The following is a 16,765-nucleotide window of genomic DNA, read 5'->3' on the forward strand; positions in this document are numbered from 1 at the left end:
GGCATAGATGATGGATACGACGCTGATGATCGCCGTGGCCGGCGGTCTGGTGGTGGGCGTTCCGATCGGGATGTTCCTCTGGAACATGGTGCTCGCGCGCAGTGCCCGCTCGTTGCGGGCGCTGGGCGAGCGAGCCCGACAGGACGCCGCCGAACTGGTGGCGGCCGCCGAGCGCGACGCCGGGGTGACGCGGGAGCGCCAGGTGGTGGCCGCTCGTGAGGAAGCGGTCGCCATCAAGGAAGAGGCGGCGCGCGAGGCGGCCCGGCGACGCGACGAGGTCGACAAGGCGGAGCGTCGACTCGCCGATCGCGAAGCCCAGGTCGCGGAGCGGCAGGATCGGCTGCGTACCGAGGAGAAGGCGGTCGAACAGCGTCGCGGGGAGTTCGCGGCCCGCGAACAGGGGCTGATGGCCCGGCAAGCCGAGTTGTCGCTCCTGCACGGCGAACTGCAGCAGCGACTCGAACGTGTCGCCGGGCTCAGCGCCGAGGCGGCCGCCCGCGAGGTCCGGCAACAGGTCGAGGACGAGGCACGCACCCAGGCCGCCGCCGCCGGTCGCGAGATCCGGGAGCGCGCCAAGCGCGAGGCCGACAAGGATGCCCGGCGCATTCTCGCGATCACCACCCAGCGACTCGCCGCCGAACACACCGCCGAGTCGACCGTGTCGGCGGTCGCCCTCCCCAACGACGAGATGAAGGGCCGGATCATCGGGCGCGAGGGGCGGAACATCCGCGCCTTCGAGCTTGCCACCGGCGTTGATGTCATCATCGACGACACCCCCGACACCGTGGTGATCTCCTGCTTCGATCCGGTGCGCCGCGAGATCGCGCGGCGCGCCCTCGACGCGCTCGTCGTTGACGGCCGGATCCATCCGGGACGGATCGAGGAAGTGGTCGTCAAGGCGAAGACGGAACTCGACGCGCAGCTGGTCGAGATGGGCGAGCGCGCGGCGCACGACGTCGGCGTGCATGGACTGCATCCCGAGTTGATCCGCCTCATCGGTCGGATGCGCTACCGCAGCTCCTATGGCCAGAATCTCTACGAGCACTCCAAGGAAGTGGCCTGGCTCGCGGGGATGATGGCCGCCGAGCTCAAGCTCGACGTCGCCCTCGCGCGCCGTGGCGGCCTGCTCCACGACATCGGCAAGGTCCTGACCCACGAGCACGAGGGCACCCACGTCCAGCTCGGCGTCGAGGTCTGCCGTCGGCATGGCGAGTCGGCCGCGGTGCTCAACTGCATCGAGGCGCACCACGACGACGTCCCGCACGACAGCAGCGAGTCTGTGCTGGTGCAAGCGTCGGACTCGGTCAGTGGTTCGCGACCCGGCGCCCGGCGCGAGGCGTTCGAGACCTATGTCAAGCGGCTCACCAAGCTCGAGGAGATTGCGGGCGGCTATCCCGGCGTCGAGAAGACCACGGTGATCCAAGCTGGGCGTGAAGTGCGCGTGATCGTCCAGCCCGAGAAGATCGACGATGCCGCGGCGCAACTCCTCTCGGAGACCATCGCACGGCGCATCGAACAGGAACTCCAATACCCCGGACAAATTCGCGTGACTGTCATTCGTGAGACCCGGGCCACGGACGTGGCCAAGTGAGCGCCCGCCTCCTCGACGGCGTGGCGATGGCCGCCACCATTCGCGGCGAAGTCGCGGCGCGTGTTGCCGAACTGCGCCGGGGCGGGATCATCCCCGGCCTGGTCGTGGTGCTTGTCGGCGAAAATCCCGCCTCGCAGATCTATGTCCGCTCCAAGGGGAAGGCCTGTCTCGAGGCCGGCATGCATTCGGAGACGATCGTCTTGCCGCTCGAGACGACCGAGGCGGAGCTCTTCGCGACGATCGATCGCCTCAATGCCGACCCGACCATTCACGGCATGCTGATTCAGTTGCCGCTCCCGCCGCACATTGACACCGACAAGGTCCTGCGACACATCGACCCCGCCAAGGACGTCGACGGCTTCCATCCCGTCAACGTCGGACGCCTGGTGCTCGGCGATCCCGGCGCGCTCAAGCCGGCGACCCCCTCGGGCATCCAGCAGATGCTGATCCGCAGTGGCATCGAGACGAAGGGCGCGCATGCGGTGATCGTCGGTCGGTCCACGATCGTCGGCCGCCCGATGGCCAACCTGCTGATCCAGTCCGGTGTCGGTGGTGACGCGACGGTCACGGTCGCCCACTCGCGCAGCCGCGACCTTCCCGGCATCTGCCGGAGCGCCGACATTCTGGTCGTCGCGATTGGGCGCGCCGAGTTCGTCACCGCCGACATGGTGAAGCCGGGCGCGACGATCATCGACGTCGGCATCAATCGCGTCGACGATGCCTCGCGCCCGCGCGGCTACCGCGTCGCCGGCGACGTCGATTTCGGGCCAGTGTCGGAAGTGGCCGGAGCAATCACCCCGGTGCCCGGCGGCGTCGGGCCGATGACCATCGCGATGCTGCTCTCCAACACGCTGCAGGCGGCCACCGCCGCGCCGCTCGCCTGGTGAGCACGCCGGACGAGGCCTGGTCGGTCTCGCGACTCGCGCGCGCCATCAAGCGCCAGGTCGAGGAGGGGATGGAGCCGGTGTGGGTGCGCGGTGAACTCGTCGGCGTGAAGCGCTACCCGAGCGGCCACTGGTACTTCGGCCTCCGCGACGAAGCGGCGAAGGTCGACTGCACGCTCTGGAAAGGTGTTGCTTCGCGATTGACCGGCCCGCTCGAAGAAGGGCAGGAGGTCTTCGCGCTCGGCACGGCGAACGTCTGGGAGGAGCGTACCGCGCTTCGCTTCAACGTGACGCGCATCGTGACGGCGGCCGGCCTTGGCGCCGCGGCGCAGCAGGTCGAACGCACCAAGCAGGCTCTCCTCAAGGACGGCCTCCTCGACCCGGCACGGAAGCGGCCGCTGCCACGTTTTCCGCTCCGGATCGCGGTCATCACGTCGATCGCGGGCGCCGCAGTGCACGACATCATCACGGTGGCGACGCGGCGCTGGCCCGGCGTCGAGCTCTTCGTCGTGAACAGCGCGGTGCAGGGCGAGGCCGCACCCGGGGAGCTTGTCGCCGCGCTGGCGACCGTCGGGCGCCTCGACGCGATCGACTGTTGCATCATCGGTCGAGGCGGCGGGGCGCGCGAGGATCTCGCCGCCTTCAACGACGAGGCCGTCTGCCGCGCGATCGCCGCGTGCCCGGTCCCGGTGATTTCCGCCGTGGGGCACGAGGTCGATGTCACGCTGGCCGACCTGGTCGCCGACCTCCGCGCCGCCACACCCTCGCAGGCCGCGGAATTCGCGCTGCCCGATCGTCGTGAGGTGCAGGCCCGGCTCAATGGGCTCGGCGCGGTGCTCGCCGCCCAGGGGATGGGCCACGTCACCGCCGCGCAGCAACGACTCGATCGCACTCGGGACAGGATGGGCAGTGCGCTGCTCGATCAGCTGCGGAGTGCCGAGCGCCGGCTGTTGCACGTACGAGGTCGGCTGCCACTCGCGCTCGAGCGTCACGCCCGGGTGCCGCGCGAGCGGCTTGCGACGCTGCAGGCTCGGTTGGCGCCCGCGATGGAACGCCGCGTGGCCCGGGAGCGGGCGCGGGTCGGCCGCGTGGCCGGACAACTCGACGCCCTCTCGCCGCTGGCGGTGCTCGGCCGCGGCTATGCGATGGCACGCGACGCGGATGGGCGGGTACTACGTCGCCAAGCCGATCTCCCGCCCGGGACCCGATTCACCCTGACTGTTGCCGACGGCCCAGTGGCCGCCCGCGTGGAGGATACATGAGCGACGCTCCGACCCTGGGTCAGGACCTGGCCCGCCTCGAAGAGATTGTCCGCAAGCTCGAAGACGACGATCTCGCCCTCGAGGCCGCACTGCAGCTCTTCGAGGAGGGCGTGACGCGGCTCAAGACCGCCCAGTCGCGACTTGCCGTGGCCGAAGCGCGTGTGATGCAGGTGCTCCAGGATACGGAACAGGCCGGTGGCCTGCGGCTCGAACCGCTGGATGGCTGAGCAGGCCGACGCCACCGCGCGGCGCGTGCTCGAGGAGGCACGGCGCCTGATTGATGCGCGCCTGGAGGTCTGGGCGGAGCGGATGGCCCGCGCGGTGCCTGGCCGGCTCGGCGAGGCGCTTGCGTACGCCCTCCGCAGCCCCGGGAAGCGTGTCCGACCGGCGTTGCTCCTCAGCGCCGCGCGCGCGGTCGGGGGCGACGCGATGGCGGTGCTCGAGGTCGCCACCGCCGTCGAAATCGTCCATACCTACTCGCTGGTCCACGACGACCTCCCCTGCATGGATGATGACGCCATGCGTCGGGGCCGGCCGACGACGCACTGTGCCTTCGATGTGGGAACGGCCACTCGCGTGGGCTTCCTGCTCGTACCGGTGGCGGCAGAGGCGTTGGCGGAGGCGGCCGAGTCCCTCGCGCTGGGTGCCGAGGCACGCCGGGCGCTCGCCGAGGAGTTGTTCGAGGCAGGCGGCATCCGCGGGATGGTCGGCGGGCAGTGGCTCGACCTGGAGGCGGAAAACCGCCAGTTGGACCTCCCGGGGCTGATGGCGGTACACCGAGGGAAGACCGGGGCACTCATCCGGTCGGCCGTGGTTCTCGGCGGGATCGCGGCCGGGGGTACACCCTCCCAGCTGGACGCCTTGCGCCGCTTTGGCGAGGAGATCGGGCTCGCCTTCCAGGTGGCCGATGACGTCCTCGATGCCACCGCGACCTCCGAGGCGCTGGGGAAGACCGCCGGGCGCGACGCCGAGCTGGCCAAGTCGACCTATGTGGGATTGATCGGGGTCGACGGCGCACGGGCAGAGGCGGCCCGGCACCAGGCCCAGGCGATCACCGCCCTCGCCGAGGCAGGGCTGCCGACCGAGACCCTCGGTGCGCTCGCGCGGTATATTGTGTCAAGAGCATCCTGACCCTTTGCCCTACGGGGATTGACCGTGTCACTTCTCGCCCAGATTCAGGGCCCTGCCGATCTCAAGAAGCTCTCGCGTGAGCAGCTGCCCCAGCTGGCGCAGGAGATTCGGGATCGCCTCATCGAATGCTGTTCGATCACCGGGGGCCACATCGGCGCCTCCCTCGGCGTCGTCGAGCTGACCATTGCCCTCCTCTACGAGTTCGACTCCCCGACCGACAAGGTCGTCTGGGACGTCGGGCATCAGACGTACTCGTGGAAGCTGCTCACCGGGCGGAACGATTCCTTCCCGACGCTCCGCACCAAGGGCGGTGTCTCGGGGTTCCTGAAGCGTGACGAGAGCCCGCACGACCAGTTCGGCGCAGGGCATGCAGGGACCGCGATGTCGGCGGCCCTCGGCATGGCCACCGCGCGCGATCTGAACGGCCTCGACTACAAGGTCGTCGCCGTCGTCGGTGACGGGGCGATGACCTGCGGCCTCTCCTACGAAGGATTGAACAACGCCGGGCACTCCGATCGCGACATCATCCTGATCGTCAACGACAACGGGATGAGCATCTCGCCCAACGTCGGCGGGATCTCGAAGATGCTGGGCGGCATCGTCGCCGATCCGCGCACGAATCGGCTCCGCGACCAGATCAAGAAGCTGACGCTCAAGCTCGGCGGCGTCTTCGGCGACGGCGTGGTCGAGTTCGCCAAGAACATCGAGGAATCCGCCAAGAATCTCTTCTCCGAAGGGATGCTCTTCGAGGAACTCGGTTTCCGCTATTTCGGCCCGATCGACGGCCACGATCTCGACAAGCTCACCGAAACGCTAGCCTTCGTGCGCAAGCTCGAGGGGCCCCGCGTCGTGCACGTGCTGACGGAGAAGGGGAAGGGCTTCTCCTTCGCTGAAGCGAATCGCGAGAAGTGGCATGGGCTGGCTGCTTACGACCCGATCACGGGTGAGGCGCGCAAGAAGGCGTCGGGGCCGCCGACCTGGACGCAGATCTTCGGTGACACGCTCGTCGCGCTCGGCAACGAGCATCCGGAACTCGCGGTGATCACCGCGGCGATGCCGAGCGGCACCGGGACGAACATCTTCGAGAAGGCGCATCCGACCCGCTTCTTCGATGTCGGCATCGCCGAGGGGCACGCGGTGACCTTCGCCGGCGGCTTGGCGACGCAGGGGATCCGACCGGTCGTCGCGATCTACTCGACGTTCCTCCAGCGCGCCTACGACAACATCATCCACGATATCGCCGTGCAGCATCTTCCGGTGATCTTCGCGATGGACCGCGCGGGGCTGGTGGGTGAGGACGGCCAGACGCACATGGGGCTGTATGACATCCCCTACATGCTGGCGGTTCCTGGGCTGACCGTGATGGCGCCGAAGGATGCCGACGAACTGGTCGGCCTGATGCGCACGGCGCTCACGCTGGATGGCCCGTCCTGCCTGCGCTATCCGCGCGACAAGGCACCGACCGATCCGAATCCGGTGGCGTCGGTGCCCGCCGTCCCCTACGGAACGTGGGAACTGCTCACCCCGGGCCGCGACGTCGCCATTCTCGGCGTCGGGACCATGGCACTGCCGGGGCAGGAAGCGGCCGAACTCCTCCGGGCCCAGGGCATCGAGGCCGCTGCGGTCAACGCCCGCTTCATCAAGCCGGTGGACGAGGCGATGATCGAGGAGCTGGCGCGCAATTGCCGACTCTTCGTGACCGTCGAGGAGGGGAGTGTCGTGAACGGGTTCGGCGCGATGCTCGCCGAGCGGATGCAGCGCACCCACCCCGAGGTGCGGGTGATTGCGATCGGCATCGCCGACGAACTGATCCTGCAGGCGCCGCGCACCGAGCAGCTCGAGGCCTACGATCTCACCGCGACGGGCATCGCCCGGCGCACCACCGAGGCACTGCGCACCGCTCTGGTGCGCTGAGACGCTCCTGCGCATCGGGCTCGTCGGAAACCCCCGCTACGCCGACCTGCGGGTCGCGCTCGCCGACACGGCGCGGATCGCCGCGGCGCGCGGGTGGTCGCTCGCGGGCTCAGCGGAACTGGCCGAAATGGCGCCGGTCCCGCTGGCGCCGTTCGACCCCGCCGAGATCGACCTGCTGGTCACCTTCGGCGGCGACGGGACGCTGCTTCGCGGCGCCCGGCAGCTGCACGGGCGCGAAGTCCCCATCCTCGGCGTCAACTTCGGGCGCGTCGGCTTCCTGACCTCCGTCGCGCGCGACGGCGTGGTCGAGGCGCTCACGGCGATCGCTGCCGGAGAGCACCGCCTGTCGCTGCGCGCCGCGTTGCACGCCACGATCGTCGACGCCGCGGGCAACATCGTCACCGAGCAGACCGCACTGAACGACGTCGTGCTCCACAAGGGTGGTGTGGCTCGCGTGGTGCGCTTCCAGGTGTTGATCGATGGCGAACCGATGGGCCCCGTGTCGGCCGATGGCCTGGTGATCGCCTCACCGACCGGCTCGACGGCCTATTCGTTGTCGGCCGGGGGGCCGGTCATTGTCCCGACACTCGATGCCATGATCGTCACGCCGATCTGCGCCCATTCGCTCGGGGTCCGACCGATCGTCACCCGGGGCGACACGTTGGTGCGCATCGAGCCGCTCGAGCCCCGTGCCGCCGACCTTCTCGTCTCCTTTGATGGCCAGGAAACGGCGTCGCTCGGTACCGAGCAGGCCCTGGAGGTCCGGCCCTCGCCGACGCGCGTCATCCTCGTGCGCTTCGGAGATCCTGGCTTCTTTCGTCGGCTGCGCGACAAGTTGCACTGGGGCGACCTCTCCGACCGCGAGCAGTGATGCTGGCCTCCTTGCGCGTGCGGGACCTCGCCACCATCGCCGACGTGACCCTCGAACTCGGCGAGGGCCTCAACGTCCTCACCGGCGAGACCGGCGCCGGGAAGTCGATGCTCGTCGATGCCCTCGCCCTGCTGCTCGGCGATCGCGCGGACCGGGCGGCGGTGCGCCCAGGCGCCGCGAAGGCCGTGGTGGAGGGTGCGATCAGCGGCGTGCCGCGGGCGGCGTTGCGGCAGCTGGAGGCGTCGGGGCTCGACGCCGAGGAAACGCTGGTGATCCGGCGCGAGGTGACCGCCGAAGGCCGATCGCGCGCCTGGATCAACGGCTCACCCACGACGGCAGGGGTGCTCGCCACCCTCGGGGCCACGCTGGTCGACCTGCATGGCCAGCACCAAACCCTGCAGCTGCTCGAGGCGGCTGAACAGCGAGCCCTCATCGATGCCTTTGCCGATGCCGGCCCCGCGGCCGAGGCGGTGGCGCAGGCGTGGCGCGATGCCGCCATGCTGCGGACCGAGCGGGAGCTGCTCGTGGGGCGTCGCGATGAGGCGATGCGCCGCGCGGATTGGCTGCGCCACGTCGTGGAAGAAGTCGATGGCGCGAAGCTCCAGGCTGGCGAGGAGGAAGCGCTCGATCGCGACATTGCGCGGCTGGCGCAGGCCGGCACGCTCGGCGAGGATGCGCGTCGGTTGGCCCATGCGCTCGATGGCGACGACGCCTCGGCCCGTACCGCCATCGGCCGGGCGGAGCGGGCCCTGAATGGGCTCGAGCGGCACGATCCGACCGTGGGCGAGTGGCGAGCACTCCTCGATGGCGCCTATGCACAGCTCGATGAATTGGCGCGATCCGCCGCCGCGTACGCCGATGCGATTGCGGAGGAACCCGCGCGACTCGGCGAACTCGAGCGGCGTCGCGATCTCCTGTTCGCGCTCAAACGGAAGCATGGCGCCACGCTCGCCGACGTCCTGAGCACGCGCGACAATGCTCGGGCCGAGCTCGACCTGTTGGACAGCGCCGCCTTTGACCTTCGCGCCCTGGAGGCACGCGCCGCCGCGGCGGACGCGGCGCTGCGTGCACTGGCGGCCGACCTCACCGTGAAGCGCACGGCGGCAGCAGAACGGTTGGCGCGCGAGGTGACCCGGCTGCTCCCCGAACTCGGCCTGGTCGGGGGCCGCTTTCGCGTCACGCTGCAGCCACTGGCAGAGGTGCGCGAGCACGGGGCGGAGGAGGTCACCTTCGAAGTGCAGCTGAATGCCGGCATGGAGCCGCGGCCACTCGCGCGCGTGGCGTCGGGCGGCGAGCTCTCGCGACTCATGCTCGCGCTGAAGGTCGTGCTGGCGCGAGCCGATGCCGTCCCCACGCTGGTCTTCGACGAAATCGATCAGGGGATCGGCGGCGAAGTCGGGGGCCGCGTGGGCGCGGCGCTCGCCCAGGTCGCCCTGCGGCATCAAGTGCTCGTGATCACCCATCTGCCACAAATCGCGGCCCGCGGCGATCGGCACCTCCGAATTGCCAAGGCCACGCGCGACGGCATGGCGACGTCTGACGTGACGCGCCTGCACGGAGAGGACCGAGTGTTGGAGCTGGCGCGGATGTTGGGGGGAGATGGCGAGGCGGAACGCGGCCTCGCACGCGCACTGCTTGGTGAGGGCGTCAGCGCCCGGTGATCGGCTTGTAGACCCGCAGCACCATCCGCGACGTCAGTGGCGTGGCGACGACGCCGGCACTGCTCGCCACCGTCCGCTCGATCGAGAAGCCCGCTTCCACCGGCATCTTCAGCAGCCCCTCCCGATTTCTTCCATCGTGCACAAAACTGAGACCGATCCCGACGCGCGTCGCGTTCGCGGCAGTGCCGGTGACCAGCGCGGCGAGGTCCACGCCGGCGATCGCCTGGCTCGGATCGGCCCAGGTCAATCGATCCGCACCGCGGCGCTGATACTGGAGCAGGGCGGTGAGGGCGAAGTGCGGTACGATCCGATAGAACGGTTGCACGGTCACCGTGAGCAGGTCGCCGGGGTTGCGCGCGAAGAGCGCCGTGACTCGCGCCGGTCGCAGCAACTGATCGCGAGTACCCGGCTGCTCTGCCGAGGTCCCTGCGAGTTGCAGCGTCATCAGGGCGCTGCCACGCAATCCGAAGCGTCCGCGCCCAAGTTCCGCGATGCCACCGAACTCCACGTCCGGTTGGCCATCGCCGGTGCCTTGATCGAGGAGAAAGCCGGGCCGTGGAGCGCTGCCGGTCGAGAGCCGTGCCCCGGCACGGGCCCAGACGCCGAGCCAGCGCGCATCGCCCGGCGCGCCGCGTCGCAGTACTTCCGCGGTCAGGGCGAGCTCGACATCGCCGAGCCCCACGGGCGGAATATCCTCGGGCCGCGAGATGCCGAAGCCGGTGGGCGCTGCCAGCAGCGCCTCGAGATCACTGCTGGTCAGCACCGCTGCCGGAAGCGCGGGCGCGGCGCCGATGGTCTGCCCCGCGAGCGCTCCGCCGAGGGTCGCGTCGAGCGCCGTGATCGCCGCAAGCACGGCGGTGCCGTCGCTGCTCGAGGCAGTGGGCAGCACGGCAGAACCCGACACGGGATCGGCGAGCAGCGTGAAGAGTCCGTCGCGCAACGTCGTGCCTTGGCCCAGCGTCTGTTGCGCGAGGGCAAGCTGAGTCGGGTTGGTGAACGCGCCGCTCGCGATCCGTCCGCTGAGCGCCGTGAGTGCGTCGTCGAAGGCGGTGAAGAACGCCGTGGTCTGGGTGATCCCGTCGGCGGTGCCCAACGACGCATCGGCGGGATTGAGTCCGGCCGTTGCACCCGCCGCATCCGCGCGCAGTTGCAGTTGGGTACGCGCCGAGACGATCGGCACGGTGACGCCAAAGGTCAGCCGATGGGTGATCCCCATCGCGAGCCCAAGCGTCGCGACGCCACGCTGCTGTTCGGCAATCGCCGAGAGGCCACCCAGCGTGAGCGGTGCCGCCGCACGCCCGAGCACGCGGGCGAGACTGGCCTCTGCGTTGCCGAGCAGGGGCGTCGCCGCGGCGTCGAGCGAGCCGATGGTGAGCCGGCTCCCCAGCTCCCGCCGTGCACCGTCGACCCGGAGCTGGTCCGTCGGGAAGAACGCCCCGCCGAGTTCGATGCGGAGGACGCCCGCCGGAGCGGTCAACAGGGGTAGCTGCGCCCGGGCGGTGCACACCGGGGCCAGCAGCAGGGCGGGGATGAGGCGACGGATCATCGCCGTCGAAGATAGCGGCATCGGCACGAGGCGGCCCGTGATGGCATATTGGTGCCGTGGCTCGGGTGGCGGAATGGTAGACGCAGGGGACTTAAAATCCCCAGGGGGCAACCCCGTCCCGGTTCGAGTCCGGGCCCGAGTATGACCCATCGAGTGGAGATCGCTGCATGGCCCGGTCGAGACGTGGCTTTACGTTGATTGAATTGTTGGTGGTCGTGCTCATCGTCGGCATCCTCGCGACGATCGCCCTCCCCAGACTGCAATATGTTCGTGAAAAGGCCTTTCGGGCCTCGATGCTCTCCGACCTGCACAACCTGGTCTCGGCGCAGGAAGGCCATCTGTCGGTCGTCGGTGATTACGCGGGCGGTATCGCCGCGTCGCAAGTGTTGGTGCCGGGCAGCGGGGGGCGCGTCGCCCTGACGCCGAGCCCCGGGAATCAGATCACCGTCACCCTTGCCCCTGGCGCCACCCCTATGACATCCGGCGGCTGGTCGGCGGTCGCGACCAATCCCGGGATCTCGTCGGGAGTGCAGGGCCGCTGCGGCATCTTCATGGGGCCGGTGTCTGCCTCGCCCAATGCCGCCGTGACCCAGAGCGGCGTCCCCGCCTGCTACTGAGGCTTGCGGGGCGGGGCGACGGCAGCCGTGCCGAGGAACGAGTCGCTGTTCATCTGGTCGGTCAGCTGCATGAGCGCACCTGAGGCTCGACGCTCCAGCACATAGCCACCGTCGGTGATCCGAAAGGTCACGCTGTCCTCGACCGGACCGGCCTGCTCCAGCGAACTCGGCAAGCGCCCAACCGATCGTCGATATGCGTCAACACGGGCCCGCTCCAGGTAGAGCGCGAATCGGCTCCGCGCCTCGGCTGCAGCTGGCGTGAGCGGGGCGGTGAGTTCGGGGGCGAAGATCGCCGCGGGCCTCGCGGTCCAGAGCCACCCCAGGACGCAAGCTGCGAGAATCCCGATGAAGATGGTGGCCGGCTGCGTCCCGGTCCGCCGCGGAGGCTGCTGGCGGCGTTGTGTCTCGGCCGCTTCGGCTCGCTGAGCCTCCGCCACTGCGTGCAGCGCATCGGCGAGGTCTTTTCGTCGGTTCTCGGGGGTCATCTGTCCTCCAAAATGCACCTGAGTGTGTTGCGTGGCAGCGGCGGTAGAGCGAGAATGCAGGCACATGGTACCCTGGCCGCCCGCCTGTTCGCTCGTCCGGCCACCCGTTGTGCCGGCAGCTGCTCTCGTCCGCGTCGCGCCCCCGAGGTCGGGGGCGCCCCGTGGCAGGACCGAGTTCTCCCCGACGCGCGAGGCATGATGCTCCGACACCGCTCCGGCTTCACGATCATCGAGCTCATGGTCGTGATGACCATCATCGGCGTCCTCACCACCATCGCGATCCCGCGCCTGCAGTACACCCGCGAGCGCGCCTCGCGCGCCTCGATGATCAGCGACCTGAAGAACCTGGTCGCGCTGCAGGAGGGTTACTTCTCCGCAGCGAACGACTACGCTGCCGGGATCACCAGCGGACCGGAGAAGGTGGTCGCCGGGGGCTCGGGGCGGATCTCCTTCATTCCGAGCCAGGGCAACACCATCTCCATGACGCGCCGAGCTCCGACGAACAAGAACGGCGCAGGGTGGTCCGCGACGATCAAGAACCCACGGGTGACCAACAAGGCCGCCGACGTCTGCGGGATCTACATCGGTCACAAGTCGTACGCTCCGAATGCCGCGGTCCCTGGGCCCGGCATACCAGCCTGCTACTGACCCCCTGCGCGCGGTAGCCGCCCGAGAGCGTCGCCGAGGAACGAGTCGGCATTCATCCTGCTGGTGAGCTGCAGCGACTGCGCTTCCCCCGCGCGCGTGACCAGCACGAAGTCCGGCGGCGTCCGGATGTAGGTCACCCCTTCCTCCACCTCCCCTGCCTCGCCAAGGACCTCAGGCAGCCGCCCGCTGTCCGCCCGGAACTGCTCCACGCGAGCACGTTGGAGGTACAGGGCGTTGCGGGCCAGCGCGTCCCGCTCGGTGGCCGTCTGCCGCCTCGGCTGTTCTGGGCCGAAAATCACGGCGGGACGGGCAATCCACGCCCAGGCAAGCCCGATCCACGCGATGGCCAGGAACGGCAACAGCTTCCGCCGCCTGGCGCTCCGCGGCGACAGTCGCTTCTCACGGGCAGCGGATTCCGCCGCCGCAGTCTCGGCGACGACATTTCCGAGCGCCTCGGCGAGGTCGCGTCGGCTTTGCAGATCATCCATCGGAAACCTCCTGTTGGCGCGGGGAGTTGCAAGCGGCGCGTCCCGGTGTGAAACTGCCGTCCATGCAATATGCTCCATCGGCCGCATCGCCACCCTGGCGCTTTCGATTGATCGCCCTGACCCTGCTGTCGCTGCTGGTCGTCGTGGTGGTCCTCGTTCGGGCGGCCACCGCCCGGATGCGCGACACGACGGCTCGAGCGCAGCTCCTGCGCGAACTGGGTCGGCTCGACGACCAGCAGGCGGCATGGGACGCCCGCCACGGGACCTTCGCAGGACAGCTCGGTACGACGGAAAATGATACCACGCTGGCATTCACCCCGACGCCAGGGGTGGATCTCCGCTTCGAGGCCGCCATCCCAGGTGGCTGGAGCGCGATCGTCACGACGGACCGACTCCGTGCCGCGCCCAGGCAGTGCGGCATCTATCGCGGGCCGCCCGCTGCCGCTCCACATCGTGCGCTGATCGCGCCCGGTCAGGTGGTCTGCTGGTGAGGCCGGCCGACGCTATTTCCTGAGCGTCTCGAGGCTCGCGCCGAGGAAACTGTCCGCTGCCATCGTACTGCTCAGTGAGCGTCGCAGGGCCCCCTGCCGTCCATCGATTCGAAAGGCACGAGGTCCGGTGACGACCAGGGTGAGGCTGGTGTCCATGACGCCGACGTCGCCCAGACGGGGCGGGACTCGCCCCTCGGCCAACAGCAAGGCGTCGACCCGCCCGCGCGCGAGCCAGAGGCCGTAGCGAAGCGACGCGTCGGCAGCGGCTGGCGGTGGCTGCCACGGGCGGTCCGCCGGGCCTCGCGCGATCGCCGGCGGGGCGAGGAGGAAGTACGCCACCAACAGCCAGCCGCCGAGGGCCGCCGCCAACCAGCCCGACGGAACCGACTGCCGCGGTTTGACGCGGGGATCGTGGATGACGGCGTCGCGCGCCTGTTGGTCGGCCGCCCGCGTGACCACGGCACTCAACGCATCGGCGAGGAGCGGCGACGGCGTGATGGTCGGGGCGGGCGCCGTGTCGCGAGGGGCCGGCACCGGCCGCTCAGGCATTCTGTGGCGATTCTCCCGCGAGCGCCCGCGCGACCTGCTCGGGGAAGGCGCGAATATCGATCGGCTTGGTGATGTAGCCATCGAAGCCCGCCGCCATGGCGCGCTCGCGATCGCCAGCCATCGCGTGGGCCGTCAGGGCAACCACGCGCAGTTCGCGATACTCCGACGCGCGAATTTCTTCGAGCAGCGCGAAGCCGTCCTTCCCGGGCATCTGAATGTCCATCAGCACCAGATCCGGCAGCTTGGCCGCGAGGGTCGCAAACAGCTCCTCTCCGCCCATCAGGCCGACGATCTCGTGGCCCTTCAGGGTGAGCAGGGTGCGGAAGAGCTTCATGTTGTCGGGACTGTCTTCGACAATCAGGATCATCGGGAGGTCACTCCATCCTCGTGCGCTTGAGCACGGCACGCACGCGCGCGACCAACGATCGCGGCTGCACCGGCTTGGTCAGGTAGTCCTGGGCACCGAGTTCAAGTGCCTGGGATTCGGTATCATCGGTGCGCGCCGTCAGCATGATCACCGGGAGGGCCGCCGTCGCGACGGACGCGCGCAATTCCTCGAGCACGCCGAGGCCGGTGAGACGCGGCATGTCGTGGTCGAGCAGGATCAGGTCGATCCCCTTGGTTTCGATCGCGGCGAGCGTGTCGAGTCCATCGGCGGCCTCGATCACCACGAAGCCCTCGCGCTCGAGGACGGTGCGCACCAGACGACGCATCTGCGCGTCGTCATCGGCAAGGAGGATCGTCGCGCCTCGGCCGTCGGCGTCCGCGGTGCCCGCCCCCACCCATCCGCCGGATGCGGTCGAGGCCGCGGGCGCCGCCGGCGCGGTCGCCGCGGTGGTGGCCTGGACGCTGCGCTCCTGGGATTCGCCGAGGACGCGGTGAATTTCCTCGTAGCTGGTTTGGCCGGCCCAGTAGCGGATCAGGCCGCCCTCCCAGAGCGTCCGCATCCCGTACGGGCGCGAGGCATCGAGGATCGCCTGTTGCGGGGCGCCCGATTCGATCAGCCCCCCGACCGCACCCTCGATCGGCAGCATCTCCATGACGGCGAGCCGGCCCTTGTACCCCGTCCCGCCGCAGCCCTTGCAGCCTGCCCCGCGCTTCGGTGCGTACAGCCCGGGGTAGCCCGCTGGCGGCCGCGCCTGCTCCGGCACCTCGTCCAACGGGAGGTCAACGGCGCACTGCGGGCAGATGCGGCGCACCAGACGCTGCGCCACGACCCCGCGGAGGACCGTGCCAAGCTTGAAGGAATCGACCCCCATGTCGCGCAAGCGGACCAGGGCGGAGACGGCATCGTTGGTGTGCAGCGTCGAGAAGACAAAGTGGCCCGTGAGACCGGCCTGGATGGCGATCGATGCCGTCTCGCCATCGCGGATTTCGCCGACCAGCACGATGTCCGGATCCTGGCGCAACACCGAGCGCAGCGCCGTGGCGAAGGTGAAGCCCTGCGCCTCGTTCACCTGCATCTGCGAAATGCCGTCGACGTCGTACTCGACCGGATCCTCGACCGTGACGATGTTCACCTTGCCGGTCTTGAGGTGGTTCAGCACCGCGTACAGCGTGGTTGTCTTGCCGGAGCCCGTCGGGCCGGTCACCAGCACCATCCCCTCGCGGTGCGACAGCATCCGCATCAGCACCGATTCTTCTTCCGGTGGCAGGGCGAGGGCAGGAATCGACGCACGCAGATTCGACTTGTTCAGGATCCGGATGACCAGCTTCTCGCCGCGTCGCGCGACCGGGGCGGTGGCCACGCGCATGTCCACGAACTGGCCGCCGACCTTGAGCGAGCTGCGACCGTCCTGCGGGGTCATCGAGTTGGTCACGTCGAGCCCGGCGATGATCTTCACGCGCCGAACCAGCGACGCGCCGGCGGCCTCGGGGAGGCGCATCACTTCGCGCAGGATGCCATCGACGCGGTAGCGCACGACGACGTGGCCCGCTTCGATCTCCGAATGGATGTCGCTGGCTCCCGCCTGCACCGCGTCCGAGATCATCGCATCGACGAGCTTGGTCATCGGGGCGTCGAGCGCCGGGTCGCGCTCCTCGGCCGTGTCGCTGATCTGGACCTCGACCGATGTCGGCGTGAGGCCTTGCAGCAACCGGTTGATCGAATTCTCGGGACGGTAGAACTCGTCCAGCTTGTCGCTGATGGCCGAGGGCGAGGCCACCTCGAGCTTCACGTCACGCCCGGTCAGGAAGCCGAGGTCCTGTTCCGCCGCGAAGTCACGCGGGTCGCAGGTCGCGATACGGACCGTCTTCTCGTCCAGCGCCAACGCCACGACATGGTACTTGCGTGCAGCGGCTTCCGGGAGCACCGCGACGGCCCGGGGCTCCGCGCTGGCCATCACTGCCACCGGAAGGCGGAAGTGACTGGCCAGCGCGGCACAGATGGCCGCGTCGGTGGCCAGGCCGGTGTCGACGACCGAACGCCAGAGCCGCACGTCCTTGATCGAGGCGAGCACCGGGAGCCGTTCTGCCGGCACGAGACCGGCGGCCACCAGGTACGGGCCGATCCAGGCATCCGGGGCAATGCCGACGTCGGGTGCGGTCATGAGGTTCCGTCGTGGTGAGTGAAGCGGGGGGATCGTGGGTGGTGTTGTACCACGATCCCCGGAAAGATACGATTCCCG

At 69.4% G+C, this 16,765-nt stretch carries 17 protein-coding genes and 1 tRNA gene; 12 read left to right on the forward strand and 6 right to left on the reverse strand.

Annotated elements, in window-relative coordinates; translation table 11 throughout:
• Positions 1–7: 7 nt before the first annotated feature.
• From rny to recN, 8 genes are all read left to right on the forward strand, one after another.
• Positions 8–1,591, forward strand: coding sequence for a ribonuclease Y (gene rny / locus IPP98_02445; protein ID MBL0177971.1), 1,584 nt, complete (start codon positions 8–10; stop codon positions 1,589–1,591).
• Positions 1,588–2,478, forward strand: coding sequence for a bifunctional 5,10-methylenetetrahydrofolate dehydrogenase/5,10-methenyltetrahydrofolate cyclohydrolase (locus IPP98_02450; GenBank protein ID MBL0177972.1), 891 nt, complete (start codon positions 1,588–1,590; stop codon positions 2,476–2,478). The genes rny and IPP98_02450 overlap by 4 nt, the downstream gene beginning before the upstream one ends.
• On the forward strand, positions 2,475–3,737 hold the full coding sequence (gene xseA / locus IPP98_02455) for an exodeoxyribonuclease VII large subunit (protein MBL0177973.1): 1,263 nt from the start codon (positions 2,475–2,477) through the stop codon (positions 3,735–3,737). The genes IPP98_02450 and xseA overlap by 4 nt, the downstream gene beginning before the upstream one ends.
• Complete coding sequence (gene xseB, locus IPP98_02460; GenBank protein ID MBL0177974.1) at positions 3,734–3,964, forward strand: exodeoxyribonuclease VII small subunit; 231 nt, start codon at positions 3,734–3,736, stop codon at positions 3,962–3,964. Before xseA ends, xseB begins: the two co-directional genes overlap by 4 nt.
• On the forward strand, positions 3,957–4,868 hold the full coding sequence (locus tag IPP98_02465) for a polyprenyl synthetase family protein (protein MBL0177975.1): 912 nt from the start codon (positions 3,957–3,959) through the stop codon (positions 4,866–4,868). Before xseB ends, IPP98_02465 begins: the two co-directional genes overlap by 8 nt.
• Before the next feature lie 24 nt (positions 4,869–4,892).
• Positions 4,893–6,782 carry a 1-deoxy-D-xylulose-5-phosphate synthase gene (locus tag IPP98_02470; GenBank protein MBL0177976.1) on the forward strand — a complete coding sequence of 630 codons (1,890 nt, stop codon included), beginning with the start codon at positions 4,893–4,895 and terminating at the stop codon, positions 6,780–6,782.
• A gap of 127 nt (positions 6,783–6,909) precedes the next feature.
• Positions 6,910–7,653 carry an NAD(+)/NADH kinase gene (locus IPP98_02475; GenBank protein ID MBL0177977.1) on the forward strand — a complete coding sequence of 248 codons (744 nt, stop codon included), beginning with the start codon at positions 6,910–6,912 and terminating at the stop codon, positions 7,651–7,653.
• Positions 7,653–9,314: a DNA repair protein RecN gene (recN, locus tag IPP98_02480; GenBank protein ID MBL0177978.1), complete on the forward strand. Its 1,662-nt coding sequence runs from the start codon at positions 7,653–7,655 to the stop codon at positions 9,312–9,314. Before IPP98_02475 ends, recN begins: the two co-directional genes overlap by 1 nt.
• Here recN and IPP98_02485 read toward each other — a convergent pair.
• Complete coding sequence (locus IPP98_02485; GenBank protein MBL0177979.1) at positions 9,301–10,860, reverse strand: hypothetical protein; 1,560 nt, start codon at positions 10,858–10,860, stop codon at positions 9,301–9,303. The two genes, recN and IPP98_02485, sit on opposite strands and share 14 nt — an antisense overlap.
• Positions 10,861–10,919: 59 nt before the next feature.
• On the opposite strand from IPP98_02485, the gene IPP98_02490 reads away from it, so the two are divergent.
• Positions 10,920–11,002, forward strand: a tRNA-Leu gene (locus IPP98_02490).
• Between the two features lie 25 nt (positions 11,003–11,027).
• Positions 11,028–11,477 carry a prepilin-type N-terminal cleavage/methylation domain-containing protein gene (locus IPP98_02495; GenBank protein ID MBL0177980.1) on the forward strand — a complete coding sequence of 150 codons (450 nt, stop codon included), beginning with the start codon at positions 11,028–11,030 and terminating at the stop codon, positions 11,475–11,477.
• On the opposite strand, the gene IPP98_02500 is transcribed toward IPP98_02495, so the two are convergent.
• Positions 11,471–11,962, reverse strand: coding sequence for a hypothetical protein (locus IPP98_02500; GenBank protein ID MBL0177981.1), 492 nt, complete (start codon positions 11,960–11,962; stop codon positions 11,471–11,473). The two genes, IPP98_02495 and IPP98_02500, sit on opposite strands and share 7 nt — an antisense overlap.
• 195 nt (positions 11,963–12,157) lie before the next feature.
• Here IPP98_02500 and IPP98_02505 point away from each other — a divergent pair, with 195 nt between their 5' ends.
• Positions 12,158–12,610 (forward strand): prepilin-type N-terminal cleavage/methylation domain-containing protein, encoded by a 453-nt coding sequence (locus IPP98_02505; GenBank protein MBL0177982.1) that lies wholly within the window; start codon positions 12,158–12,160, stop codon positions 12,608–12,610.
• Here the strand turns inward: IPP98_02505 and IPP98_02510 are convergent.
• Positions 12,604–13,098: a hypothetical protein gene (locus IPP98_02510; GenBank protein MBL0177983.1), complete on the reverse strand. Its 495-nt coding sequence runs from the start codon at positions 13,096–13,098 to the stop codon at positions 12,604–12,606. The two genes, IPP98_02505 and IPP98_02510, sit on opposite strands and share 7 nt — an antisense overlap.
• Positions 13,099–13,160: 62 nt before the next feature.
• On the opposite strand from IPP98_02510, the gene IPP98_02515 reads away from it, so the two are divergent.
• Positions 13,161–13,589 carry a hypothetical protein gene (locus IPP98_02515; protein ID MBL0177984.1) on the forward strand — a complete coding sequence of 143 codons (429 nt, stop codon included), beginning with the start codon at positions 13,161–13,163 and terminating at the stop codon, positions 13,587–13,589.
• 12 nt (positions 13,590–13,601) lie between these two features.
• Here the strand turns inward: IPP98_02515 and IPP98_02520 are convergent, their stop codons facing one another.
• From IPP98_02520 to tadA, 3 genes are read right to left on the reverse strand one after another with little or no spacing between them, the layout of a single operon-like run.
• Positions 13,602–14,123 (reverse strand): hypothetical protein, encoded by a 522-nt coding sequence (locus IPP98_02520; GenBank protein ID MBL0177985.1) that lies wholly within the window; start codon positions 14,121–14,123, stop codon positions 13,602–13,604.
• 7 nt (positions 14,124–14,130) lie between these two features.
• Positions 14,131–14,505 (reverse strand): response regulator, encoded by a 375-nt coding sequence (locus IPP98_02525; GenBank protein MBL0177986.1) that lies wholly within the window; start codon positions 14,503–14,505, stop codon positions 14,131–14,133.
• A 7-nt stretch (positions 14,506–14,512) separates the two neighbouring features.
• A complete protein-coding gene (tadA, locus tag IPP98_02530; protein MBL0177987.1) occupies positions 14,513–16,687 on the reverse strand; it encodes a Flp pilus assembly complex ATPase component TadA in 2,175 nt (724 codons plus the stop codon).
• Positions 16,688–16,765: the final 78 nt, after the last annotated feature.

It is taken from the genome of Gemmatimonadota bacterium, from assembly GCA_016720805.1.
Classification (GTDB): domain Bacteria; phylum Gemmatimonadota; class Gemmatimonadetes; order Gemmatimonadales; family GWC2-71-9; genus Palsa-1233.